This is a genomic window from Campylobacter concisus, from assembly GCF_902460535.1.
Taxonomy (GTDB): domain Bacteria; phylum Campylobacterota; class Campylobacteria; order Campylobacterales; family Campylobacteraceae; genus Campylobacter_A; species Campylobacter_A concisus_AS.
Map to the genome: position 1 here is coordinate 24,870 of NZ_CABPTV010000003.1, position 22,346 is coordinate 47,215.

Sequence of the window (22,346 nt, forward strand, 5' to 3'; positions counted from 1 at the left end):
TTCTCCTCATCCACCGCCAACTAAAGTGACGATCTCATAAGCTTTGCCCTCGCTCATGAAGCGCTCACGCCAAAGCTTTTTTGGCAAAATTTCTCCGTCTCGCTCAAGGGCTATAAATTTAAGCTCATAGCCATTTTGAGCTAAAAATTCATAAACATTTATATCGTTTTCAAGCTCGAAAATTTTGCCATTTACTCTAAATTTGATCATTAAATTTTGTAGCTTTTTACAAAATTTGCGATCCTCTCGATCGCTTTTTTTATGCTCTCGATGTCTGTCGCAAAAGAAATTCTAAAGTATCCCTCCATGCCAAAGCCCACGCCTGGCACGGTCGCTACGTTCGCCTCTTCAAGCATCTTTTTGCAAAATCTAAGTGAGTCGCTATCTACATCTTTGCATTTTACAAATAGATAAAACGCGCCATCAGGCTTAACTACGCTTAGCCCATGGATAGCATTTATCATCTCAACTGCCACGTCGCGTCTTCTTTCATACTCTTTTCTCATATTTTCGATATCTTCGTCAGTTTCGCCAAGAAGTGACGGGATAGCGCCTATTTGTACGATCGAGCTAATGTTGCTTGTGCTTTGGCTTTGAAGCTTTTTGATGCCAGCAATTAGCCAGTCCATCGAGCTTGCGATATAGCCAAACCTCCAGCCAGGCATCGCGCCACACTTGCTTAGCCCATTTATAGTGACCGTTCTTTTAAAAAGATCTTCGCTCACTGAAGCTACTGCATGAAATTTCTTGCCGTAGATCACTTTTTCATAAATTTCATCGCTTGTAATGATGATGTCAGTGCCCTTTAAAACCTCGCCAAATGCCGCGATCTCCTCTTTTGTATATACAGCTCCAGTTGGATTTGTCGGGTGATTTAGCGAAAAGACCTTTGTTTTTGGCGTGATCGCTTTTTTTAGCTGTTCGGCTGTGACTTTGAAATTTGTGCTCTCGTCTGCTTCGATAAAGACAGGCACGCCACCACAAAATTTAACGATCTCAGGATAGCTCACCCAGTATGGAGATGGGATGATGACCTCGTCGCCTGGGTTGATAAGCGTTTGAAATACATTAAAAAGTGAGTGCTTTGCGCCGATGTTTGTGACGATTTGATTTGCTTTGTAGTCAAGTCCGTTATCTCTTTTTAGCTTTGCTCTAATGGCATCTATAACCTCAGGCAAACCTGGTACTGGCGTATATTTGCCGCTTTTGCTATCGTTATCAAGTGCGTTTTTTACAGCATCTCTTATCTTTTTTGGAGTCATAAAGTCAGGCTCACCAGCTGAAAGCGAGATCACGTCGATGCCAGCAGCCTTCATCTCTTTGGCCTTTGTGCTGATCGCGATTGTGATTGATTCGCTTAATGTTTGCATTCTGTTTGCTAGTTGCATTTTCGTCCTTTTTAGTTGATTGTCTTTAAGTAGCTATTATCATTTAAAAATAGATAAAGTTCGCCCAAAATTTGCTTCTTTTGTGTTTCGTTTATCAGAGTTGATTTCTCTAAGCGCTCATTTAGAGTGTCTTGGATCTCGTAGATATCGTAGTCCATATCCTCCATGATATCAAGGATCGACTGGCTCTCTAGTAAATTTGTGATCTTGTAGCCATCGCTTGTTATCTCCACGGTAGCTTCTGTTGGATGAGTAAAGAGATTGTGCTTCATGCCTATCACCTCTTGGTATGCGCCAACTAGGAAAAATCCCAAGAAATAATCCTCCTTCTCCACATCCACGTCGTGCAAAAGTAGCGGATTTTTCTCGTCATCATAACTGATCTCGCCGTCACTATCGCAAGTGATATCCCAGATCGAAGCTGGCAGAGTAGGGCGCTCATCGAGCCTGTCAAGTGGCATGATAGGGAAATTTTGCTTTAGTCCCCAAAAGTCTGGCAAGCTTTGAAAGATTGAGAAATTTAGCAGGTATCTCTCTTGAACCTCTTTTTGAATTTTAGTTAGATCGCTTGAGTTGCTCTTGTTGCCAAGCATCACGACAGCCTTTTTGCTAATGAGCCTTAAAAGCACCTCTGCGTTTGACCTATCTTGCAGATCGACATAGCCTAGGTCAAAGAGCGTGAGGATGCTCTCAGTGTGGTGGATGGCGTCGTGCAGGTATTCTAGGGCGTTTGAAGGCTTGATTGACTTGTAAAGATCAACTAGCTCGGTTATCAAATTTGGATTATTTTTCTTTAAATTTAGCTTCTCTTCGGTGTATTCTTGAGAAAATAGCTCAAGCACAGGAGCGACCAAAAGTGCGTGAGAAGCGGCGATGTAGCGACCTGACTCTATGAAAATATCTGGCTCGATCTCCTTTTTTTGCTCGCTTATGGTTTTAAGCATATAAACAACGTCGTTTGCGTATTCGTTTAGCGTATAGTTTCTGCTGCTCTCTTCTTTAAACTGCGAGTACTCGATCGCAAGGCCACCACCTAAATTTATAGCTTTTAAATTTGTTGCACCCATTTTTCTAAGCTCAGCGTAGATGTTGCCAGCCTCGATGAGTGCTTTTTTAAGCGGATGGATTTCGCTTATTTGAGAGCCGATGTGAAAGTGTATCATCGTGAAGTTTTCAAGTAAATTTGCCTTTTTTAGCATCTTTACAGCTTCTATTAGCTCAGTTGATGTTAGTCCAAATTTAGAGTGTATGCCGCCACTTTTTGCCCAAAGTCCTGAGCCTGTCGAGTGCAGTCTTACCCTAAGTCCGATCTTTGGTTTTGGTTTAAAGCGCTCTTTTGCGATGGCGATTATTGCTTCAAGCTCGTTTAAGCCCTCGATCGTTAGTGTGATGTTATGCCCCATTTCAGCGGCGATAAAGCCTATGTTTATCATCTCTTTATCTTTAAAGCCATTTACCGTTATAGGCGCTTTGTCGTTGTTATAAGCCATAGTTAAAAGTAGCTCAGCCTTACTACCAGCTTCAAGGCCGTAGTTGTAGGGCTTGCCAAGGCGAACTAAATTTTTTACAAAGCCAGGATATTGATTAACCTTAAGCGGAAAAACGGCATTAAAGCTGCCTTTGTAGGCAAACTCTTTCTTTGCCTTTGCAAAGCTTGCGTGGATCTGCTCGATCTGCTTTTGGATAAGGTGCGGAAAACGAAGCAGTAGCGGCCCTCTGTAGCCATCGTCTCTTATCTCTTTAACGATGTCGATGATCGCTGGCTTGCTAGCTTCGTTTATGCAGACTTTGCCGTCTTCTATCACAAAATTTGAATTGCCCCAAATGCTAAGTCCAAAATCATTCATCCCAGCTCCTTTTCAAGCTCATCTAAATTTATCGTTTTTTCGTCTTTGGTCTCTAAATTTTTATACCAAATTTTATTCTCTTTCATCTCATTTTCGCCCACGCAAAGGAAAATTTTTGCATTTTTATTGTCGGCATTTTGCAGATGTTTTTGAAGTTTTTTAGCTTCATAAGAAATTTCAACTTGATATTTTTTGCGAAGTTTTGAGCCAAGATTATAGATAAAATCAACATTTGCCGCATCAAGCGCGCAAAGATAAACTCCGTCTCGCTCATCACCAGCTTCGCCTAAAATTTCCATTATCCTCTCAACGCCCATCGCAAAGCCAACGCCATAACTTGCTCTACCTCCAAGGTACTCGACCAGCCTGTCGTATCTGCCGCCACCAGCGACTGCGCTTTGTGAGCCGATCTCGTTGCTGATAAACTCAAACGCCGTCTTACAGTAGTAATCTAACCCACGAACGAGCTTGGTGTCTATCTCAAATTTAACGCCATTTGCCGTTAAAATTTCTTGCAGTTTTGCAAAATCAGCCTGCGCCTCGCAGCTTAAGCTATCGGTGATGACTGGAGCGTTTTTGTAAATTTCTTGACAACTTTCTATCTTGCAGTCAAGCACGCGGATAGGGTTTAAAAGCTTGCGTCTTTTGCAGTCCTCGCAAATTTTATCGTCATTTTCATCTAGAAATTTAACAAGTTTTTCTTTATAAGACTTCATCGAGCTCTCGTCGCCAAGCGAGTTTATTTTTAGGGTTGTTTTTATATTTAGTCTGTTAAAAATTTCGCTCACCATTAAGATAATGCTCGCATCCTCATAGACGCTGCCCTCGCCAAAGCACTCACAGCCAAACTGGTGAAACTCTCTCAAGCGGCCTTTTTGTGGGCGCTCGTAGCGAAACATTGAGCCGTGATAAAAGCAGCGTTTTGTCACGTTTGCCCTGTCAAGTTTTGCCTCGATAAAGGCTCTAACCACGCCAGCCGTGCCCTCAGGACGCAAACAAACGTCGTTGCCGCCCTTGTCTTCAAACTGATACATCTCCTTGCCCACGATGTCGCTACTCTCGCCGACACTTCTTTTAAAAAGCGCCGTCTCCTCGAGGTGTGGGGTCAGAATTTGCTCATATCCGTAGTTTTTTGCGACTTCCTCGCAGGTTTTTATTATCTGTGCGTAAAGTTTTGCGCGAGCTGGAAGCATATCTTTCATGCCACGAAGTGCCGTTATCATCGCATTATCCTTTTTATTTTTTGTGATTTTACTTAAAATTTATAAAATTTTCTATCTCTTTTGAAATTAGCTCTATGCTTTTAGATGCGTCTATAAAAAGCGTTTCAAAGCTATTTTTGATGAGAATTTGCTTCATCAAACTTTGCACTTTTAAAAGATACTCTAGCCCACGAGCCTCGATCTTATCGCTTGTGCCTCTTGCTTTTAGGCGCGAGCTTATAAGCTCATGGCTTGCTTCAAAAAAGATGATCTTATCTGCAAATTTATCATTTAGTGCAAATTTATTAAGCTCTAAAAGCATGTTTTCGTCTAAGTTTTCATCATTTGCCAAAGCGTAGGCGATGCCAGAGATAAAGCCTCTGTCACTTAAAATGAGCTTACCTAAATTTGGAGCGACTAGCTTTTCAAAATGCTCGGCTCTGTCAGCCAAAAAAAGTAAAATTTCAGCCCTTTTGCCTATTTTTATGCTTGAGCTTAGTAAAATTTCACGTAAATTTACACCAAGCTGCGTGCCACCTGGCTCTTTTGTGACGATGGCATCACTAAATTTAGAAGCTAAAATTTCTATCTGCGTGCTCTTGCCAACGCCGTCAATGCCTTCAAATAAAACATACATTTTACGCCTTTAAATTTTTTAGAATTTTTGCTGGCACTAGGTTGCTCACATCGCCGTCGTGGCGCAAGACTGAGCGGACGATCGAGCTTGAGATGAAGGCGTTATTTAAGCTTGGCATAAGATAAACCGTCTCAAATTCGTCCCAGAGTGCAGCGTTTGCATAGCCTATTTGTAGCTCATACTCGAAGTCACTAACCGCACGAAGCCCCCTAATGACGGTGTTTATGCCGTGAGACTTAGCAAAATCAACAAGCAAGTTATCAAAGCCAAGAACGCTTACATTTTTTAGCTCGCAAACTGCCTCTTTTGCCATCTCTATGCGCTTTTCATGTGCGAACATCGGCTGTTTGCTGTCACTTTTTGCAACTGCGACAATTACCTTGTCAAAAATTTTTGTAGCCCTTATGATAACGTCTAAATGGCCGTTTGTTATGGGGTCAAAGGTCCCTGGATAGATGCAAGATTTTTTCAAATTTGCCACCTTTTGTAAAGATTATTTTGGATTTTTAAGGCATCAAGCCACTTGCCGATGATGAAATTTTCCATATCCTGAAGGCTCTTTATGCCTGCGTAGTAGCCTAAAACTGGCGGAGCGATGGTAGCTCCAAGAGATGAGAGTAGCTGCATCTGAGAAAGTACGATCGCAGAAAACGGCATCTCTCTAACGCCCAAAACTAGGGTTTGCCTCTCTTTTAGCGCGACGCTTGCAGCCCTTGTGATGAGCGTGTCGCTTATGCCATTTGCAACCTTTGCTAGAGTGTTGGTAGAGCAGGGCGCTATGATCATCGCCTCTGTGCCAAACGAGCCAGAAGCTGGGCCTGCGCCAAGGTCTTGATCATCATAAATTTTCACACCAAGATCATCTAAATTTAGCCTCAAATTTTCTTCAGCCGCTAAGACTTTCATGGCATTTTTACTAACTATGACATGCGCCTCGCAACTATCTTTGGCGGCATTTACTAGCTTTAGAAAAAGCCCAGCTCCGCTTGCTCCGGTGGCTGCAAAAACTACTTTTTTCATCTTATAACTGCCTCGTCTTTACCTGAAACTGTGGCCTGTAAAATTTTATTTTCTCTTGTTCTTATCTTTATCATATCGCCTAAATTTCCATCTTCAAGCGCCTTTACCTCGGCGATTATCTTGACGCCACCCTCGCTTAAGACTGCATTTAGCATTTGACCTTTTTTGACTAAACTAATGGCGTTAAACTGGCGTTTGGTTAAAATTTCTCCGCTTCTTATTTGTACTTTTGTAACAAGTGTTGAGACACTAAGTCCAAAAAGCGCGTCACGTGGCCATTTGCTAAACTCTATCATCGTTGGTTGGTAGTCAAGCAAGCTCAAAATGTGGTTTGTATTCATAGAATTTATAGCGATAAAAACTGGCATTTTGGCGTTAAAGCTAAATTTAAAGTAAAGGCTTTTTAGGCTTAGATCAACATCCTCAAATGAGGCTCTAAAAATGCCTTTTTGGTTATTTTGATCGTTTAAAAAGATATTTTTAAAGACTAAGTCTTTGAAATTTGCAGGGAGTTTGTTTTGCGGGCTGATGCTAAGATCGCTCACGCTGATGCCTGGATACTCGTTGCTGATCTCTCTTAGAAAGTGCATTTGAATTTCATCCATGATAGAGCAGTTTTTCACAAAAGCCACGCTACCGCCGCTTTTGTCATTATATGTTTTAAAATTTGCTGTTAGAATTTCATGGAGTTTTTTGCTATCTATCTTGGCAGCTCTTTTGCCCTCTAAGTTTAAAATTTCATTATCTTCGCCCTCAAAGCCAAAAGTAGTGAGTGAAATTTGATCATTTACAACACAATACATCGGATAGATGCTGACTTCATTTGCAAAAAGTTTTGTGGAAAATAAAAAAATGAGCATAAAAAAGATGGAGCGGGAAACGAGATTCGAACTCGCGACCCCAACCTTGGCAAGGTTGTGCTCTACCCCTGAGCTATTCCCGCAATCAAAATGAAGTCCGCATTTTATCAGATTGTTTTTCATTTGTCAAGAATTATGGAAGTTTTATGAGTGAAATTTCGCTATTTTGTAAAATTTCACCTTGATCAGGGCTAGTTATCAACACAAAATCACTCTTTAATATATGATTTATCATACCTGAGCCATATTTTCCGCCATCAGTTGCTATAAATTTGCCATCAATTACATTGCCAAAAACAGCATTTGCTCTGCCCGATTTTACCTTTAAATTTTCACTATTGATAGCTTTTTGTGTCACAAAACATTCGCTTTTTAGAAGTGGCAAAACAAGCATCATCGTGCAAAGATAAGCAGCCATAGGGTTGCCAGGCAAGATAAAAACAAGTCTGCCATCTTTTTCGTAAGCCTTGCAAGGTCTGCCAGGTCTTATGTCAAGGTGCGAGTAAATTTCATTGTATCCAAGCTCGCTTAGGGCTATCTTCATAAAGTCAGCCTCACCAGCGCTCGCTCCACCAGAGCAGATAATGATGTCGTAGTTTGCAGCGTTTAAAAATGCCTGTTTTACAGCATTTAGCTCATCTTTTATGATACCAAGATATGAGCTTTTTTGACCGATTGAGCTAAGAAGTGCAGCTATGCCAAGTGCGTTTGCATTGTAAATTTCATCCTCACTCGCTCTTTGCCAAGGCTCGATGATCTCATTTCCGCTTGAGTAAATTCCAACACTAGGCTGCTTTTTAACTTCTATAAAGCTTATACCCTGAGCTGCTAACATCATCACGCTTCTTGTGTTTAAATTTTCGCCACTTTTTAGTAAAATTTCACCAACTTTTGTCTCTTCGCCTTTAAAGCGGTAGGCCTCGCCTTTTTTAAGCTTAGCTGGTGCTTTCACAAACTCGCCCTCAACGACGCAATCTTCAAATCTCATGACCGTGTCAGAGCCCTTTGGCATCTTAGCGCCTGTCATTATCTTCACACACTCGTTTTTGCCGATACTTAGCTGCTCTTTATCACCTGCAAAGGCACTTGCTATGATCTTATAAGGCTCATCTTTTTCATCAAATTTAACCGCAAAGCCATCAAGCGCTGAGTTATCAAAGCAGGGCAGGTCTTTGACGGCTATCACGTCATTTGCTAAGGTTTTACCAAGAGCCTCGCTAAGAGGTAAAATTTCACTCTCATTTTTTGGTTTAAATTTAGCTTTTAAAGCTTCAAGTGCGTCATTTACTAGCATTTTTACTCCTCAAGCCTAACTATTTTTGCCCCAAGGCTTTTAAATTTCTCCTCAAGCCTCTCGTAGCCTCTATCAAGGTGGTAAATTCTATGCACCAAACTCTCGCCATTTGCGATAAGAGCGGCTAGTATCAGCGCTGAGCTCGCTCTAAGATCTGTCGCCATGACATCAGCTGCGTTTAAATTTGCAGGGGCATAAACGCTTGCGATGTGACCGTTTAGGCGGATATCTGCGCCCATCCTAGCTAGCTCACTAACGTGCATAAAGCGGTTTTCAAAAAGCCTCTCATCTATCGTGCTAACGCCATTTGCTGCTAGACAAAGCGCCATAAACTGAGCCTGCATATCGGTCGGAAAGCCAGGATACTCAGTCGTTCTTATCTCGACTGGTTTTATCTCATTTGTCGGCAAAATCGTGATCTTATCGCCATCAACCTCGATACCAAAGCCCATCTCTTCAAATTTATTTAAAATGGCCGTCATGTGCGCAGCATTTGCCCTTGTGACTGAAATTTTGCTATTTGTGATAGCTCCAGCGCAAAGGTATGTGCCAGCCTCGATCCTATCAGGGATGACTTCGATATCGCAAATTTCAAGTAGCTTTTGACCGCTACCAGTGATCTTTAGCTCGCTCGTGCCGATGCCTTCGATTTTTACGCCACTTTTTGCCAAAATTTCACAAATTTGTACCACTTCAGGCTCAAGTGCGACGTTAAAAAGCTCTGTCGTGCCGTGCGCTAGAGCTGCTGCCATGATGATGTTTTCGCTGCCAGTTACGGTGATCTTATCAAAAACTATCTTTGCGCCTTTTAGGCCATTTGGCGCGGTTGCGACGACGTAGCCTTGCTTTATCTCGATATTTGCGCCCATTTTCTCAAGTGCGCTTAGGTGTAGATCTATTGGTCTTTGTCCGATCGCACAGCCTCCAGGCAGGCTCACCTCGCAGTGTCCAAAGCGCGCTAAAAGCGGACCAAGCGTCAAGATAGATGCGCGCATCTTTCTAACGATATCGTAGTTTGCCGTGGTCGAATTTACGCTGCTTGTGTCGATGCATAGTGAGTTTTCATCTTTAAATTCACACTTTGCTCCAAGATTAACAAGCAACTGGCAAAGCGTCTTTATGTCAGCGACATTTGGGATATTTGTTAAATTTATCTTATTCTTAGCAAGTAGGGTTAGGGCGATGATAGGTAGGGCGGCATTTTTAGCTCCGCTGATCTTTACTTCGCCGCTTAATTTGGCATTGCCTTCTATTTTTAGATAGTGCATCATTATTTTTTGCCTTAAGAAAATATATTTTTTGCCGATTATATTGTTTTTAAACTTAGAGTAAAGAAAACAGGGCGCTATTTTCGCTTTATTTACATTTAAGAGTTAAAATTACGAAAATTAATTATTTTGGATAAAAATATGTTAAGTTTAATAAATAAAAGAATATTTTTTGCACTCTGCATTGCGCTTTTTACAGGTTGTTCTTTCACCTCAAATGAGCCTAAAATCCCACAAAATGACTACAATCAAACCGCCTCTACAAACGAAGACTTTAGCAGACAAACTTCAAGTGAGCTTTTGGACGAAGATGACGGCAGAGCAGATAAAGAATTTGGTTCATTTTTTAAAAAATACTTAAACACTAGAGCAGGGGGTGACTGCTCAGGCTTTGTCTCTATCGTAAATGCAAAATATAAAAATATGTATTTTGATGAAAAAACCATCAATAACTATTACAGCAAGGGCGGCAGGAAGTCAAAAGCCATCTACAACTTCTACGAAAGCCAAAATTTAATCACTCATAAAAATCCAAAAAAAGGCGATCTTATCTTCTTTTCAAATACCCTTGGCAAAGGCATACAAAAAAATAAAGACAAGAAAAATGTTACTCACGTTGGCATCGTAACGGCCATACTCCCAGATGAGACGGTGAAATTTATCCACAACTCTGGCGGCAGGATCATCCACAGCTATATGAATTTAAAACAAAAAAACACGCATCTAAAGGGCGATAAAGAGATAAATAGCTATGTCGTAAGGTGCTCAAACGCTAGCTGCCTTGCGGCAAATAGATTTGCTGGATATGGCAAAGCTAAGTAGCCCAGCTACATTTGTACTTATTCTTTTAAATTTAGCTGCATTTTTTGGTGCCACCTTTCTGCACTCGCGTGAGTTATGGCTCGCGCTTGGCTTAAATATCTATTTTTTAGAAAAACTCTATCTATTTCAGCCTCTTACATCTATCTTTATGCACGCAGGCGCAGGTCACTTGCTCATGAATATGCTCTTTTTATATCAAGTTGGCTCAATGAGCGAGTTATATCTTGGCACGAAAAAATTTATCATTTTTTATATCGTTGGTGGCGTTTTGACGCAAATTTTAAGCTTTATTTATATATATTTTGCATTTGAAAATGAGAAATTTATAAATTTAGTCGGTGCAAGCGGCGCTTTGTGTATGCTCTTTGGTATGCTGGCGACCTCGTTACTTTACTCGGATAAAAAGGCGTGGTTTGGCTACTTTGCCATCGTTGTTGCCATGAGTTTTTTGCCACTACTTATGGGTATAAATGTCGCATGGTACGCACACTTTATAGGCTGGACTGTCGGCTGTTTGTACGCTAAATTTTACTTAAAGAGAGCAGATGAGATTTTTTGATGAGATCTGGAACATTTTAAACGAAGGCGACGTGGGGCTTAAATTTTTAAAATTTGAGCTGTTTTACGAGAAATTTATATCAAATTTGGATATTTGTTTTGATGAAATTTCTGCGCCAAATGAGCTAATTACCCCATGCTACGCTAAATTTTGCGACGTCGTTAGTATGAAAGAGCTAAACAAAAAGGTAAAACCAAAAGATAAAAACTTAAATTTCATCCACTCAGTCGCTCACATCGAGTTTAGTGCCATTGACATCGCGCTTGATGCTTGTTATAGATTTAGAGGGCTGCCAAGGGAGTTTTACGAGGACTGGCTGGAGGTAGCTGAGGATGAGATCAGGCACTTTTGCATGATAGAAAATTTACTCACAAAACAAGGCGGCAGATACGGCGAGCTAAGCGTGCATGACGGCCTTTTTATCGCACTTCAAAAGACTTCAGATAGGCTTACTAGTCGCATGGCACTGCTACCAAGATATATGGAGGCAAACGGCCTTGACGCAAACGCTCACATCATTAAAAGGCTAGAAGGCGAGGGTGGGCAAGAGGAGCTTATTGAGTGTCTAAAAGTCATCTTAAAAGAGGAAGTTTCTCACGTTTATAAGGGCGATAAATGGTTTAAATTTGCCTGCAAAAAAGAGGGCGTCGATGAGAAAAGCTACTTTGACATAATATTAAATTTATATCCAAATTCATTTAAAAGCATTAGAGAGATCAACGAAAAAGACCGCTTAAAGGCAGGTTTTAGCGAGGAAGAGCTTAGTTGGATAAAGAATTTCTCAAAGGAGAGATCATGAGCAAAATTTACTTCATAAGGCACGCAAAAGCAGTCGATGAGAACAAAGACGGCGCAAAAGACGCTTCAAGAGAGCTTAGCCCAAAAGGAAAAGAGGACGCTAAATTTATGGCTAGCAGGCTAAAAATGTATGATGTGATGCCAGGAGCTATCTTTTCAAGTAGCGCTAAAAGAAGCGAGCAAACAGCAAAAATCATCGCTAAAACTTTAAAATTTAAAGAAAAATCCATAGAGATAAAAGACGAGCTTTACGACATAAGTTTTGAAGATCTTTTGGGGTTTATAAGAAATTTAGACAAAAATTTAGATGAAATTTTCATCATCACGCACAATCCTAGCATAACAGAAATTTGCGAATACCTAAGCGACTCATCGATTGATAATATCCCAACTTCAGGCATTTTTTGTATAGAGTTTGAGTCTGAATTTAAAGAGCTAAAAGAGGGCAGTGCAAAAGCTCTGTTTTTTGACCACCCAAAGAAACATCAGAGATAAGTTTTAGAAAAAAACGCAAATTCATTTATTGTGATTTGATAGACACAAAGGATATCTGCCTATTTTATTTTTCAAATGCAAGTTTTGTTTTTGAACCAAAAAATATTTTTACTCAAACTTGGTAATTTAACCATTTCAAGTTCAAATTACCAACCATAAAAGCAAATTTAAAATCAACCATAATTGCAATACCAAAATATGACAAAAGGTAAAATGCAAGGTATTTTATATATTTTGTATTGAAAACTATAAATTTCAAATTGATATTTTAAAATCTTTATTCTGCTCTTTTAAAAGTTTTAAATGGCCATATTTGGCTGGGTTTTGCATTTTATCTTTTGTGTGATCTAAATTTATCCATTAAATTTGGTGTAAAAAAATTTGTAAGAAAATGAGTTAAATTTTATACTTTTCAAAAATTGTGAAATTTGCATTTATCTTATACATAACTTAAAATTTGATCTACCCTATTTTGAAAATGTGAGCAAGAGCTATCTTTGGAGTTTGTAGCTGTTAAAAAAATACGACCTTGCAAAAGCCGCGATAAATGTAAATAAAGTACTTGCTTGAGATGGCATTTTTGAAAGCAAATTTAATTCAAAGCGAGTTTTTTCTAAAAGCTAGTAGAACAATCTTACACATGCTAAATTTAAGAGCAGCATGAAATAAGAATAGTGCGTGGTATTTTGTTTTTGTGCGCCAAATATTGAAATTGCGCGTTAAATTTTGGAGTAAAAGGCAACTTAAAACTAAAATTTGTTTTTGTATATCAAAGAGTTATATTTTGCGTTAAATTTTAGATTTGAGCGATCTTGCGTGCTAAAAACTATTTTTAAAGATAAAGTGCGTGAATTAAATTTTATCGTTAAAAAGTGTGCGGATATCTAGTGTATAGTTTTTGGGCATAAAGATCGGTGAGTCTAAAATTTTAAGCACGCCATCATCAAATGAGAGAAATTCCACTACTCTTTTGCGTTTGTTGTCAGTTTTTATGCTCATATCGGCTAGGCGAAGTATCTTTACGATCTGCATTTTATCTGTCGTCCATTCACAAAAAGCTAGAAATTTAGAGTCATTTGAAAACAAAAAGCAAGCAGTCGCTCTCTCGCTAAGTAAAATTTGATGGGCGCTGCCATCTTTAACTAAATTTTGATCCAAATTTGATAGTGTTTTTTCGTGGTTTGAAGGCTTATTTTTTAAATTTATAAAGTGCTCGCTATTTATAAAAAGTCGTAGCTCGCCAAGGGTTGGAGCGCCCATAGCGACTTCGCAGCCTTCAAATTTAGCACTAAATTTGCCATCCTTGCTGCATGCATTTGCCTCGTAGTCCCAAGCTGAGCTCATAATTTACCTATTAAATTTACCTATTAAATTTGCCTGCCATGGCTTTGTAGATATTTAGCTCATCTTGTAAAAGCGTGTATTTTGCCCTTAAAAGCCCTATTTTGGCCTCTAGCTCGCTATTTTTAGCCTCTAAAAACTGCTTTAGCTCGACCTTGCCGTAGGAGTATTTTAGCTCGTAAATTTTTGAAATTTCCTCGTAATTTTTGATCTGCTCTTGGTAGTTGGTAAGTAGCTTTTCGTCGTTTAAGTAACCTTTGTAAAATGCGTCTATCTCGTTTAATGCGCTATTTAGAGCGCTTATGTAGTTTAGCTTTGCAAGCTCGAAATTTGCCTCGCTAACCTTTAAATTTGACTTTAGCTTGTGGTAGTTTAAAAATGGTAAATTTAGAGCGACATTGCCATTTAGAAATTTAAGGCTAAATGCTTCCTCTTTTTTGTCGGTGCTGCTTTTGAGGCTGGCTCCTAGCGTGATGCTTGGATAAAACTCTTTTTGGCTCGCTTTGTAGTTTAAGATGCCCTCTTCTATGCGGTAAATGGCCGCTTTTAGATCAGGTCGGTTTGCTATGGCGCTTGTTGGCACATCTAGATCAACGCCCACTCTTTTAACGGGACTTAGCGTGAGGCCATCAAATTTAAGCTCAAATTCTGGCCTCTCATTTAGCAAAATCCTAAGCGTTTTTTTAGCACTCACAAGCTCTTTTTTGACACTTTCTATCTTATTTTGAGCGCTCAAAAGCTGTGAGTTTATCTGCTTTAGGCTTAGCGCCTCCTCTTTGCCAAGCTTAAATTTAAGCCCAACTATCTCATTTAGCTTGTTATAAATTTCTAAAATTTGCTCATAAGTTTTGATGCTCTCGTTTAGATATAAAATTTGAAAATAAGTGTCTGCCACGGAGTTTATCACACTTAGTTTGCTAGCCTCCAGATCAAATTTCGTTGCCCTTGCTTCAAACATCGCTGCGTCTTTGCTGTTTGCTAGCTTTTGCCAAAGATCAAGCTCGTAGCTAAGCCCTATGCTTGAGCCAAAACTTCTAGTGACCGCACCGCCCTCTTTTATGTTTTTGCTACTTGTTGCCTCAAAACTAGCGTTAAAGCTTGGGATGAGATTTGCCTGCAAAACGCCAGCTTGAGCGAGCGCTTTATTTACATTTACCGCAGCTTTTGCAAGGTCGGTGTTGTTTTTAAGAGCAAGTTCTACAAGCTCATCAAGGTAGCTTTGCTCATACTGCTTCCACCAAGAAGTGTCTAAATTTAGCTCCCTGCTGGCGTTATCTTCAAGTAAAATTTGCTTATAGTTTTCATCTATATTTTTGACTGCGCAGCCACTTAAAACAAGCACTAAAGCTAGGCTTAGAAATTTCATATTACTCCCTTGAAAGCGCATCTATTGGATTTAGTTTTGAGGCATTTTTGGCAGGCATGTAGCCAAAGATGATGCCAATCGCCATCGATGTGACAAGTGCAAGCACGATCGAGCCGTTTGAAAAGATCATGCTAAAGCCGTTTAAAAAGTTATTAAAGATGTAGCCGATCGCGTAGGATAGGACGATGCCGATGGCTCCGCCGATAAGGCAAAGTAGCACCGCCTCTATCAAAAACTGCTGCAAGATGTTGCTCTGTCTGGCTCCGATCGCCATTTTTATGCCTATCTCTTTGGTGCGCTCGGTGACTGAGACTAGCATGATGTTCATGACGCCTATGCCCCCAACTACGAGCGAGACGACGGCGATGCTTGAGATGAGCAGGCGCATGGTCGAGATGGTCTCTTCGATCGTTTGCTTGATGCTGTCTGAGTTTCTTGTAAAAAAGTCCTTTTTGCCGTGCTTGATCTCTAAAAGCTCAGTTAGTGTTTTTTCGGCGATTTGCGCATTGACGCCCTCATTTACTTTGACGGTGACCGAGCTTATAAATTTATCTCCTGTGACCTTGTTTAGCACGGTCGTGTACGGGGCGTAAATTTTAAGCGTGCTTGAGTCGCCCATTTTAAAATCATCCTTTTGCAAAACGCCGATAATGCGAAGTGGCTTTTTGTTAAAAAGTATGATCTTGCCGATAGGATCATCATTTTTAAAGATGCTATTTTTGGTGTTTTGATCGATTAGAGCGACTGAATCAGAGTTTAAAACCTCGTCATCATCGTAAATTCTGCCCTCTTCTAGCTTTAGCCCATTTACGTCAAAGCTCCCTACTCCACCACCTTTTAGGCTCGCACTTAGCGAGATATTTTCATAAGTTAGCACGCCTGAGGTGCTTGTATTTGGCGTGACTGAGTCCAGAAAGGACTGCTTAGCAAGCATGTTTGCATCGCTTATGGAGAGCGTTTTTACCTTGCCTGAGAGCATATCGCCAAAGCCTTTGCCTGGCATGATATCGATCGTGTTAGTGCCGATCTTTCTAATGCCAGCTAAAATTTGCTCCTGCGAGCCTTTGCCAAGGGCCACGACGCTAATGACCGCGGTGATACCTATAATAATGCCAAGCATGGTTAAAAGCGATCTTAGTTTGTGAGCTAGCATCGCATTTACCGACATTTTAAAGCTCTCTATGAGCTGATCTTTATAGTAGGTAAATTTGCTCTTTTCTGGCTGAGTTTGCTTTGCAGCCTCGTAAATTTTGCTATTTTTGACATTGTCACTTACGATGTTGCCATCTTTTATCTCGATCACACGGCTAGCATACTCAGCGATTTTTGGGTCGTGCGTGACGATGATGATAGTGTGGCCTTTTTTGTAAAGATCAACCAAAATTTCCATCACCCTAAGACCACTTTTGCTATCAAGCGCGCCAGTTGGCTCGTCTGCTAAGATGATCTCGCCGCCATTCATCAGTGCCCTTGCTATGGAGACCCTTTGCTGCTGTCCGCCTGAAAGTTTGTTTGGCAAATTTTTCGCTTTTTCGCTAAGTCCAAGTGAGCCAAGAAGCTCATTAGCTCTTTTCTCTCGCTCGCTCTTGTTTGCCCCTGCGTAGATGCTTGGTAGCGCTACGTTTTCAAGGGCGTTCATCGTGCTAAGAAGGTTATATCTTTGAAAGATAAAGCCAAATTTATCCCTTCTAAGCTTAGCAAGTGCGTCGCTATCAAATTTTGATATATCTTTGCCATCTAGCAGGTATTGCCCACCACTTGGGCTGTCTAAGCAGCCAAGTATGTTCATAAGGGTTGATTTGCCAGAGCCAGACTGACCAATGATGGCTATAAATTCGCCCTTTTTTATCTCTAAATTTATGCCATGCAAGATCTCTATCTCATTATCGCCTAGCTTAAAGCTTTTAGTGATGTTTTTTAGGCTTATCACTTAAAACTTCTTATGTTCTTTTGCGATCATCTTAGCGATCTCGCTTGATGAGCCTTGAGATGTGATGATCTCGTCATTCTCGTTTATACCGCTGATGATCTGCGTATCGAGGTTGTCTTTTATGCCGGTTTTGACCGCTGTTTTTACAGCTTTGCCATCTTTTAGCAGATAGACAAAAGTGCCGTTTTCATCTTTTTTGATGCCGATGCTTGGCACGATGATGGCGTCCTCGACGTTTGCTATTAAAAGCTCGTTTTGCGTGGTCATGCCTATTCTTAAAATTCCATCTTTGTTATCAACGATGCTTTGCGCGTAGTAATAGACCGCCGAGCTGCTGCTAGAGCTACTTGAGTATGAAGACTTACTGCTACTACTTGAGCCGTAGCTGCCATCACTTAGTGTGGTGAGCCCTGGGTCGATCGAGCTAACAGTCGTTTGAAATTTCTTCGTTGGCTCAGAAAGTATCGAGTACTCAACAGGCGTGCCGACTTCTATCTTGGTGATGTCGCCCTCTGCTATTTGCATCTTCATCTTGACGCGGCTTAGATCGGCGATATTTACGATAGTTGGTGTAGTTTGGTTGGCATTTACAGTTTGACCCTCTTCAACCTGCACGCTTACAACGGTGCCGTCCCTTGGTGCGGTGATCTTTGTGTAACCTAAATTTATCTTAGCGGTGCTTAGCTCGATATTTGTCTGTTTGATCTGTGCTTCAAGCTCCTTTATCTTGGCGCTGTTTGCGCTAAAAGTGTTTTTTGCACTTTCAAATTCTTGCTTTGAAGTGGCGTTTTTGGCAAAAAGTGCATTTTCTCTATCAAACTGCGTTTTAGCGATATTTAGAGCTACTTTTGCGCTTTCAAGCTGGGCTTTGTAGATGGCTAGCTGAGCTTCTTTGTTATCAATGCTATTTTGCTGGGTAGAGCTATCGATACTTGCGATCATATCGCCCTTTTTTACCTGATCTCCAAGCTTAACGTAGAGCTTTTTTATCTGACCGCTCACCTGAGCTCCCACGTCGATTAGCTCGGTGGCGAAAATTTCTCCAGTGGCATCGACCTTTTTGCTAAATGAACCCTTCTTTGCCTTTTTGGTGATAAACTCTACCTTTTCGTCTTTTACCTTAAAAAATTTATCGTAGATAAAATATCCACCGACGCCTAAAATAAGCAGGATTATTAAAATTTTAGTTTTTTTCATCGCTTCTCTTTGTAAAAAATTGGTAAATTCTACTTCACAAGAGTAAATACTCTTTAAGCTTCCTCTTTTGCCATGCCAGCCTCTATCAAAAACCTGCTTGGCTGGTAGGTCACCTTCTTTATCTTGTCGTATTTTGCATAGCTAAGATATAGCTCGTCTTTAGCCCTTGTTACTGCTACGTAAAAGAGCCGTCTCTCTTCTTCTAAGCTGCCGCCCATGCTCATTAGCTTTAAATTTGGAAAGCGATTTTGCGCGAGATCGACGATGAAGACTTGGTCAAATTCAAGCCCCTTGCTCGCATGCACACTAAGCAAGCTAACGCCCTGCCCTTCGCTCATCTCGTTGCTGCCAAGGGCTAAGAAGTTGTAAAATTTACTGATATCTTGATACTTTTTAGCTAGCTCGCTTAGCACCACGCTCTTTGCCATTATGCGCTCTTTGACCTCTTCTTTTAGAGCAAGATCGACGTTGCCATTTTTTAGAGTTGCCCTTTTTGTGCTGATGTTTTCGACGATTAACGAGTAAATTTTGCTAGTTTTTATCTCATTTATCATCGTGGCTGGCTTTGAGATATTTCTCATGCCTTTTAAAAAGTTGTAAATTTCATATAAAAACTGCGCCCCACTCTCGCTTAGCTTTTGTAGTTTTAGCACTGGATGACCCAGAAATTTATCACTAAAGCCAAGCTTAGAAAACCTCGAAACCTCGGCAAATTCGTCAAGGTCGTCAAAAAGGCCCAACTGGTAGTTTCGCCTTTTATTTGATGAGATATTTACGCTCTCGTCTGGCTCAACTATCCCTTTTATCAAATTTCCATGCCCAAGCTTAAGAAGTGCGTCAAAAATTTCCTTGCTAACTGCGCTGCCAACGCCCTTTGCGTACTCGCAGATGTGGATAAAAGCCATTATATCTTTTGGATTGACATAAATTCCCATGATATCGATGAGTGCCTTGATCTCACGGCTCTCAAAGAAGCTCACCCCGCCCTTTCGCTTTGAGCCGATACCTCTCTCTTTTAGCGCAACCTCGATGCCGTCCGCTGATGAGTTATTTCTAAAAATTATGGCGATATTTTCTCTATTAAATGGCGAAAATGAGATGATGTCAGCGATATTTTGATACTGATCAAAAAGCTCGTTATAGACAAGTAGTCTTGGAGGCTTGAAATTTCCCTCGCGGCTAACTGTGAGGTGCTTTTCATAAAGCCTTGGATTGTTATTTATGACCTTATTTGCAAGGGCAAGTATGCTTGAGCTTGAGCGGTAATTTACATTTAAAGCGTAGATATTTGCGTTTGGGAAGCGATCTTTAAATGAGCCAATGATCTCGATATTTGCGCCGTTAAATGCGTAGATGCTCTGGTCAAAATCGCCCACACAAAATAGGCTCTTTGTCTTAAATGCGTCTATTAGGCTGCCTTGAAGCGTGTTTGTATCTTGATACTCGTCGATCAAAATTTCATCATAAGCTAAATTTGCCCCATTTTTTAGCTCGTCGCGCATTTTTATGAGAAGGTCGTTAAAATCAGCGTAAGAAAATTTAGCCTTTTCGGCCTCAAACTCCTCTAAGACATCTTCATAAATTTCAGCATAAACGCCCTGCTCTTCGCTTTTCTCTCTTATCCACTTGCCAAAAGTTGTGCCTTGCTCGCTGTTTTGAAAGAGCGAGTAAAGGTCGTATAGATAAGCTCCGCCGTAAGGCTTGACGTCGCTTAAATGGTAAAATTTACGCCTCTCAACAAGACTTTTTAAAAGCGTCTTTAGCTCGCTTGGCTGCTTTAGCGTGACGCCTTTATCAAGGCTTTTTAAAAGCGAAAATGAGACCGAGTGGAAGGTGCCTGCGGTGATTTTGGAGGTGACTTGTTTATCAAAATACCTATTTAAGCGCTCTATCATCTCGCTGGCTGCTTTGTTAGTGAAAGTTAGAAGCAAAATTTTCTCTGGCGCAACGCCTAAATTTAAAAGATGAGCTATGCGAGCGACAATCGTACTAGTCTTGCCAGTGCCAGCTGAGGCGATGATGAGATTGTGTCCAAATGGCGCAGTTGCGGCGGTGTATTGTTCTTTGTTTAACCTAGATAAGGGCATTGTTTCCTCTTTTTTAAAAAGGCCTAATTATAGCTACTTAAACTTTAACAGCTATAATCACGCCGATGAAAAAGTTTAAATTTCTAAAATTCCTTGCCCTATTTTTGGCTTTAATGGTCGCTATTTTTTTGATACTAGATCAAATTTATCCACTAAATTTAGATGCGCTCAAAAAAGACGAAGCCAAAATTTTGCTTGATAAAAATGGAAACATTATAAATATGAAGCTTAGTAGCGACGGAATTTGGAGATTTCACGAGCAAAGCTTCCCAAACTCGCTAAAACAATGCGTCGTGCTCTTTGAAGATAGATACTTTTACTACCATTTTGGCGTAAATTTTGCCTCCATTTTTAGAGCATTTTTTCACAACATAAAAAGCGACAACCGCATAGGGGCCAGCACTATCACGATGCAAGTAGCCAGGATGCTGGAGCCTGGAGATCGAAGCTATAAAAATAAGATAAGAGAAATTTTTAGAGCATTTCAGCTTGAACTTCACTTTAGTAAGGATGAAATTTTAAATTTATACTTAAATTTAGCCCCGTATGGCGGTAATATCGAGGGAGCAAAGGCGGCAAGCTTCTTTTACTTTGGCAAAGAGCTAAACGAGCTTAGCTACGCTCAGGCCGCACTTTTAAGCACGATACCTAAAAATCCAAATAAAAATAGACTTGACCGCGTCTCAAACATAAACGCCCTAAAAAATAGGGTCATAAAGATACTTTATAAGGCAAATTTAATCGATCTTAGTGCCTTTAAAAGAGCTCAAGCTGAGCCATTTAAAAATGTAAGGATAAGAGCTGTTGTAAATGCAAATGATTATGCAAATGTCGCTTTTAAAAACCAAATCGTAAAGGCAAGTTTGGATCTAAATTTGCAAAAAGATATGCTTAAAATTTTAAAAGATGCGATGTTTTCGCTAAAGGCTAAAAATGCAAATAACGCCGCAGCTGTGGTCATTGACAATAAAAAAATGAGCGTTGTTGCCTTTATCGGCTCTCATGATGAGCGTGCGCGTGATGGCAAAAACTCGGCCCTAAATATGAAGCGAAACACAGGCAGCACACTAAAGCCTTTTATCTACTCTCTTGCGCTTGATAGCGGTCTTATCACGCCAAATTCGCAGCTAATAGATACGCAAATTTATGTAAATGAATATGTGCCAAAGAACTTTAACAACGACTTTTTGGGGCTTGTAAGCGCAAAGGACGCTCTAAATTTTAGCCTTAATATCCCAGTCATAAATTTAGACTTAAAGCTAAAAGACAACTCGCTTTATGAGCTGCTTGAAAAGGTAAATTTAGTTGATGAAAACAAGGAGTTTTACGGCTCTTCGATAGTTTTAGGCAGTGCTGAGATGAGCCTGCTTGATCTTGCGCATCTTTATACGATATACGCAAATAATGGCGTTTATAGGCCGCTTGAGTTTGCTGGGAAAAACTACAAAAATGAAGACAAAAACATAACCCTCATCTCGCCTCAAAGCGCCTATCTAACTGCTAAAATGATGAGCGAAGCTTCAAGATCATATCTAAAAAATGCTTGGCAATACGCGCAAAATACGCCAAAGATCGCCTTTAAAACTGGCACTAGCGCAAACTCACGCGATCTTTACGCCATAGGTGTCAATGAAAACTACACGATAGCCGTCTGGGTGGGCAACTTTAACGCCGAAAAAACTGACAAGCTAACTGGGCTAAATGACGTTTCAAAGATCGTTTTTGATATGTTTAAGATCACGGCGCAAAGGCAAAATTTAGAGTTTATGAGCGAGCCAGATGGCATTGAAAAAGTGCCAACCTGCCTTGATGCTTTTAGTTATGAAACATGCAAAAAAACGGCGCTTGATGATATGATAGTTGGAGTTAAACTGCAAGATAAGTGCGAGAGTTTAAGGGGCGAGGAGCTTGAGTTTTTGATAAAAAATGGCTTTTTAGACAAAGACGAGGTCAAAAATAGCCCTTGCGCTGAAGTTTACAAAGATAAAAAGCCAGTCTTTGCCTATCCGTATGACGGCGAAGAGATCGTGACAGATGAAAATGTAACACAAATTATGCTAAAATGCTACGCGTTTTTAGGTGATGAAATTTACCTAAAAGTGGATGATTTGAACTTTTCTAAGATAGAAAATGCAAGTGAAAAAAGGCTAGATCTAACTCTTGGCGAGCACACTTTAAAATGCCTTGATCAAAACTCAAATCAAAGTGAAATAACAATAAAACTAAGGAGATAAA

At 40.3% G+C, this 22,346-nt stretch carries 20 protein-coding genes and 1 tRNA gene; 5 read left to right on the top strand and 16 right to left on the bottom strand.

All coding sequences use genetic code 11. The annotated features are described in order from the left end of the window. Nucleotides 1-6: 6 nt before the first annotated feature. The 11 genes from thiS to murA form a co-directional block, all read right to left on the bottom strand. Nucleotides 7-210 (bottom strand): sulfur carrier protein ThiS, encoded by a 204-nt coding sequence (thiS, locus tag FZ945_RS03345; protein ID WP_021086176.1) that lies wholly within the window; start codon nt 208-210, stop codon nt 7-9. Then, nucleotides 210-1,388 carry a pyridoxal phosphate-dependent aminotransferase gene (locus tag FZ945_RS03350; RefSeq protein WP_148802454.1) on the bottom strand — a complete coding sequence of 393 codons (1,179 nt, stop codon included), beginning with the start codon at nt 1,386-1,388 and terminating at the stop codon, nt 210-212. The genes thiS and FZ945_RS03350 overlap by 1 nt, the downstream gene beginning before the upstream one ends. Nucleotides 1,389-1,399: 11 nt before the next feature. Further along, nucleotides 1,400-3,235: a biosynthetic arginine decarboxylase gene (speA, locus tag FZ945_RS03355; protein ID WP_103558040.1), complete on the bottom strand. Its 1,836-nt coding sequence runs from the start codon at nt 3,233-3,235 to the stop codon at nt 1,400-1,402. Beyond that, nucleotides 3,232-4,458 carry a histidine--tRNA ligase gene (hisS, locus tag FZ945_RS03360; RefSeq protein WP_148802456.1) on the bottom strand — a complete coding sequence of 409 codons (1,227 nt, stop codon included), beginning with the start codon at nt 4,456-4,458 and terminating at the stop codon, nt 3,232-3,234. Before hisS ends, speA begins: the two co-directional genes overlap by 4 nt. A 28-nt stretch (nt 4,459-4,486) precedes the next feature. Beyond that, nucleotides 4,487-5,074, bottom strand: a complete 588-nt coding sequence (gene tmk / locus FZ945_RS03365) for a dTMP kinase (protein ID WP_148802458.1) — start codon at nt 5,072-5,074, stop codon at nt 4,487-4,489. Nucleotide 5,075: 1 nt separating this feature from the next. After that, nucleotides 5,076-5,546 (bottom strand): pantetheine-phosphate adenylyltransferase, encoded by a 471-nt coding sequence (coaD, locus tag FZ945_RS03370; RefSeq protein ID WP_012001782.1) that lies wholly within the window; start codon nt 5,544-5,546, stop codon nt 5,076-5,078. After that, entirely contained in the window at nt 5,543-6,094 is a 552-nt protein-coding gene (locus FZ945_RS03375) for a UbiX family flavin prenyltransferase (protein ID WP_148802460.1), read from the bottom strand. The genes coaD and FZ945_RS03375 overlap by 4 nt, the downstream gene beginning before the upstream one ends. Next, nucleotides 6,091-6,897, bottom strand: a complete 807-nt coding sequence (gene flgA, locus FZ945_RS03380; RefSeq protein WP_148802586.1) for a flagellar basal body P-ring formation chaperone FlgA — start codon at nt 6,895-6,897, stop codon at nt 6,091-6,093. The genes FZ945_RS03375 and flgA overlap by 4 nt, the downstream gene beginning before the upstream one ends. 65 nt (nt 6,898-6,962) lie before the next feature. Then, a tRNA-Gly gene (locus tag FZ945_RS03385) sits at nt 6,963-7,037 on the bottom strand. 50 nt (nt 7,038-7,087) lie between these two features. Next, a complete protein-coding gene (locus FZ945_RS03390) occupies nt 7,088-8,248 on the bottom strand; it encodes a molybdopterin molybdotransferase MoeA (RefSeq protein WP_148802462.1) in 1,161 nt (386 codons plus the stop codon). Nucleotides 8,249-8,250: 2 nt separating this feature from the next. Then, nucleotides 8,251-9,519 (bottom strand): UDP-N-acetylglucosamine 1-carboxyvinyltransferase, encoded by a 1,269-nt coding sequence (gene murA, locus FZ945_RS03395; protein ID WP_148802464.1) that lies wholly within the window; start codon nt 9,517-9,519, stop codon nt 8,251-8,253. A gap of 138 nt (nt 9,520-9,657) precedes the next feature. Between murA and FZ945_RS03400 the strand changes: the two genes are divergently transcribed. From FZ945_RS03400 to FZ945_RS03415, 4 genes are read left to right on the top strand one after another with little or no spacing between them, the layout of a single operon-like run. Further along, the gene (locus tag FZ945_RS03400) at nt 9,658-10,338 is read left to right on the top strand and encodes an NlpC/P60 family protein (RefSeq protein WP_002939441.1); all 681 of its coding nucleotides are present in this window, start codon (nt 9,658-9,660) and stop codon (nt 10,336-10,338) included. Further along, a complete protein-coding gene (locus FZ945_RS03405) occupies nt 10,322-10,897 on the top strand; it encodes a rhomboid family intramembrane serine protease (protein ID WP_148802466.1) in 576 nt (191 codons plus the stop codon). Before FZ945_RS03400 ends, FZ945_RS03405 begins: the two co-directional genes overlap by 17 nt. Beyond that, nucleotides 10,884-11,696, top strand: a complete 813-nt coding sequence (locus tag FZ945_RS03410; protein WP_148802468.1) for a ferritin-like domain-containing protein — start codon at nt 10,884-10,886, stop codon at nt 11,694-11,696. The genes FZ945_RS03405 and FZ945_RS03410 overlap by 14 nt, the downstream gene beginning before the upstream one ends. Continuing rightward, nucleotides 11,693-12,190 carry a SixA phosphatase family protein gene (locus FZ945_RS03415; protein WP_148802470.1) on the top strand — a complete coding sequence of 166 codons (498 nt, stop codon included), beginning with the start codon at nt 11,693-11,695 and terminating at the stop codon, nt 12,188-12,190. The genes FZ945_RS03410 and FZ945_RS03415 overlap by 4 nt, the downstream gene beginning before the upstream one ends. A gap of 852 nt (nt 12,191-13,042) precedes the next feature. Here the strand turns inward: FZ945_RS03415 and FZ945_RS03420 are convergent. The 5 genes from FZ945_RS03420 to FZ945_RS03440 are packed head-to-tail and all read right to left on the bottom strand — an operon-like array spanning nt 13,043 to nt 20,111. Next, complete coding sequence (locus tag FZ945_RS03420; protein WP_148789576.1) at nt 13,043-13,534, bottom strand: flagellar protein; 492 nt, start codon at nt 13,532-13,534, stop codon at nt 13,043-13,045. 16 nt (nt 13,535-13,550) lie between these two features. Then, nucleotides 13,551-14,897 (bottom strand): TolC family protein, encoded by a 1,347-nt coding sequence (locus FZ945_RS03425; RefSeq protein ID WP_148789577.1) that lies wholly within the window; start codon nt 14,895-14,897, stop codon nt 13,551-13,553. A 1-nt stretch (nt 14,898) separates the two neighbouring features. Then, complete coding sequence (locus tag FZ945_RS03430) at nt 14,899-16,827, bottom strand: MacB family efflux pump subunit (RefSeq protein ID WP_148802472.1); 1,929 nt, start codon at nt 16,825-16,827, stop codon at nt 14,899-14,901. Next, nucleotides 16,828-18,024: an efflux RND transporter periplasmic adaptor subunit gene (locus FZ945_RS03435; protein ID WP_148802474.1), complete on the bottom strand. Its 1,197-nt coding sequence runs from the start codon at nt 18,022-18,024 to the stop codon at nt 16,828-16,830. Nucleotides 18,025-18,077: 53 nt separating this feature from the next. Beyond that, on the bottom strand, nt 18,078-20,111 hold the full coding sequence (locus tag FZ945_RS03440; protein ID WP_148802475.1) for an ATP-dependent helicase: 2,034 nt from the start codon (nt 20,109-20,111) through the stop codon (nt 18,078-18,080). Between the two features lie 65 nt (nt 20,112-20,176). Between FZ945_RS03440 and pbpC the strand changes: the two genes are divergently transcribed. Then, nucleotides 20,177-22,345: a penicillin-binding protein 1C gene (gene pbpC, locus FZ945_RS03445; RefSeq protein ID WP_148802478.1), complete on the top strand. Its 2,169-nt coding sequence runs from the start codon at nt 20,177-20,179 to the stop codon at nt 22,343-22,345. Nucleotide 22,346: the final 1 nt, after the last annotated feature.

Coding starts and splice junctions, on each gene's coding strand:
- thiS (WP_021086176.1), bottom strand. CDS start 210: ATGATCAAATTTAGAGTAAATGGCAAAATTTTCGAGCTTGAAAACGAT.
- FZ945_RS03350 (WP_148802454.1), bottom strand. CDS start 1,388: ATGCAACTAGCAAACAGAATGCAAACATTAAGCGAATCAATCACAATC.
- speA (WP_103558040.1), bottom strand. CDS start 3,235: ATGAATGATTTTGGACTTAGCATTTGGGGCAATTCAAATTTTGTGATA.
- hisS (WP_148802456.1), bottom strand. CDS start 4,458: ATGATAACGGCACTTCGTGGCATGAAAGATATGCTTCCAGCTCGCGCA.
- tmk (WP_148802458.1), bottom strand. CDS start 5,074: ATGTATGTTTTATTTGAAGGCATTGACGGCGTTGGCAAGAGCACGCAG.
- FZ945_RS03375 (WP_148802460.1), bottom strand. CDS start 6,094: ATGAAAAAAGTAGTTTTTGCAGCCACCGGAGCAAGCGGAGCTGGGCTT.
- flgA (WP_148802586.1), bottom strand. CDS start 6,897: ATGTATTGTGTTGTAAATGATCAAATTTCACTCACTACTTTTGGCTTT.
- FZ945_RS03390 (WP_148802462.1), bottom strand. CDS start 8,248: ATGCTAGTAAATGACGCACTTGAAGCTTTAAAAGCTAAATTTAAACCA.
- murA (WP_148802464.1), bottom strand. CDS start 9,519: ATGATGCACTATCTAAAAATAGAAGGCAATGCCAAATTAAGCGGCGAA.
- FZ945_RS03400 (WP_002939441.1), top strand. CDS start 9,658: ATGTTAAGTTTAATAAATAAAAGAATATTTTTTGCACTCTGCATTGCG.
- FZ945_RS03405 (WP_148802466.1), top strand. CDS start 10,322: ATGGCAAAGCTAAGTAGCCCAGCTACATTTGTACTTATTCTTTTAAAT.
- FZ945_RS03410 (WP_148802468.1), top strand. CDS start 10,884: ATGAGATTTTTTGATGAGATCTGGAACATTTTAAACGAAGGCGACGTG.
- FZ945_RS03415 (WP_148802470.1), top strand. CDS start 11,693: ATGAGCAAAATTTACTTCATAAGGCACGCAAAAGCAGTCGATGAGAAC.
- FZ945_RS03420 (WP_148789576.1), bottom strand. CDS start 13,534: ATGAGCTCAGCTTGGGACTACGAGGCAAATGCATGCAGCAAGGATGGC.
- FZ945_RS03425 (WP_148789577.1), bottom strand. CDS start 14,897: ATGAAATTTCTAAGCCTAGCTTTAGTGCTTGTTTTAAGTGGCTGCGCA.
- FZ945_RS03435 (WP_148802474.1), bottom strand. CDS start 18,024: ATGAAAAAAACTAAAATTTTAATAATCCTGCTTATTTTAGGCGTCGGT.
- FZ945_RS03440 (WP_148802475.1), bottom strand. CDS start 20,111: ATGCCCTTATCTAGGTTAAACAAAGAACAATACACCGCCGCAACTGCG.
- pbpC (WP_148802478.1), top strand. CDS start 20,177: ATGAAAAAGTTTAAATTTCTAAAATTCCTTGCCCTATTTTTGGCTTTA.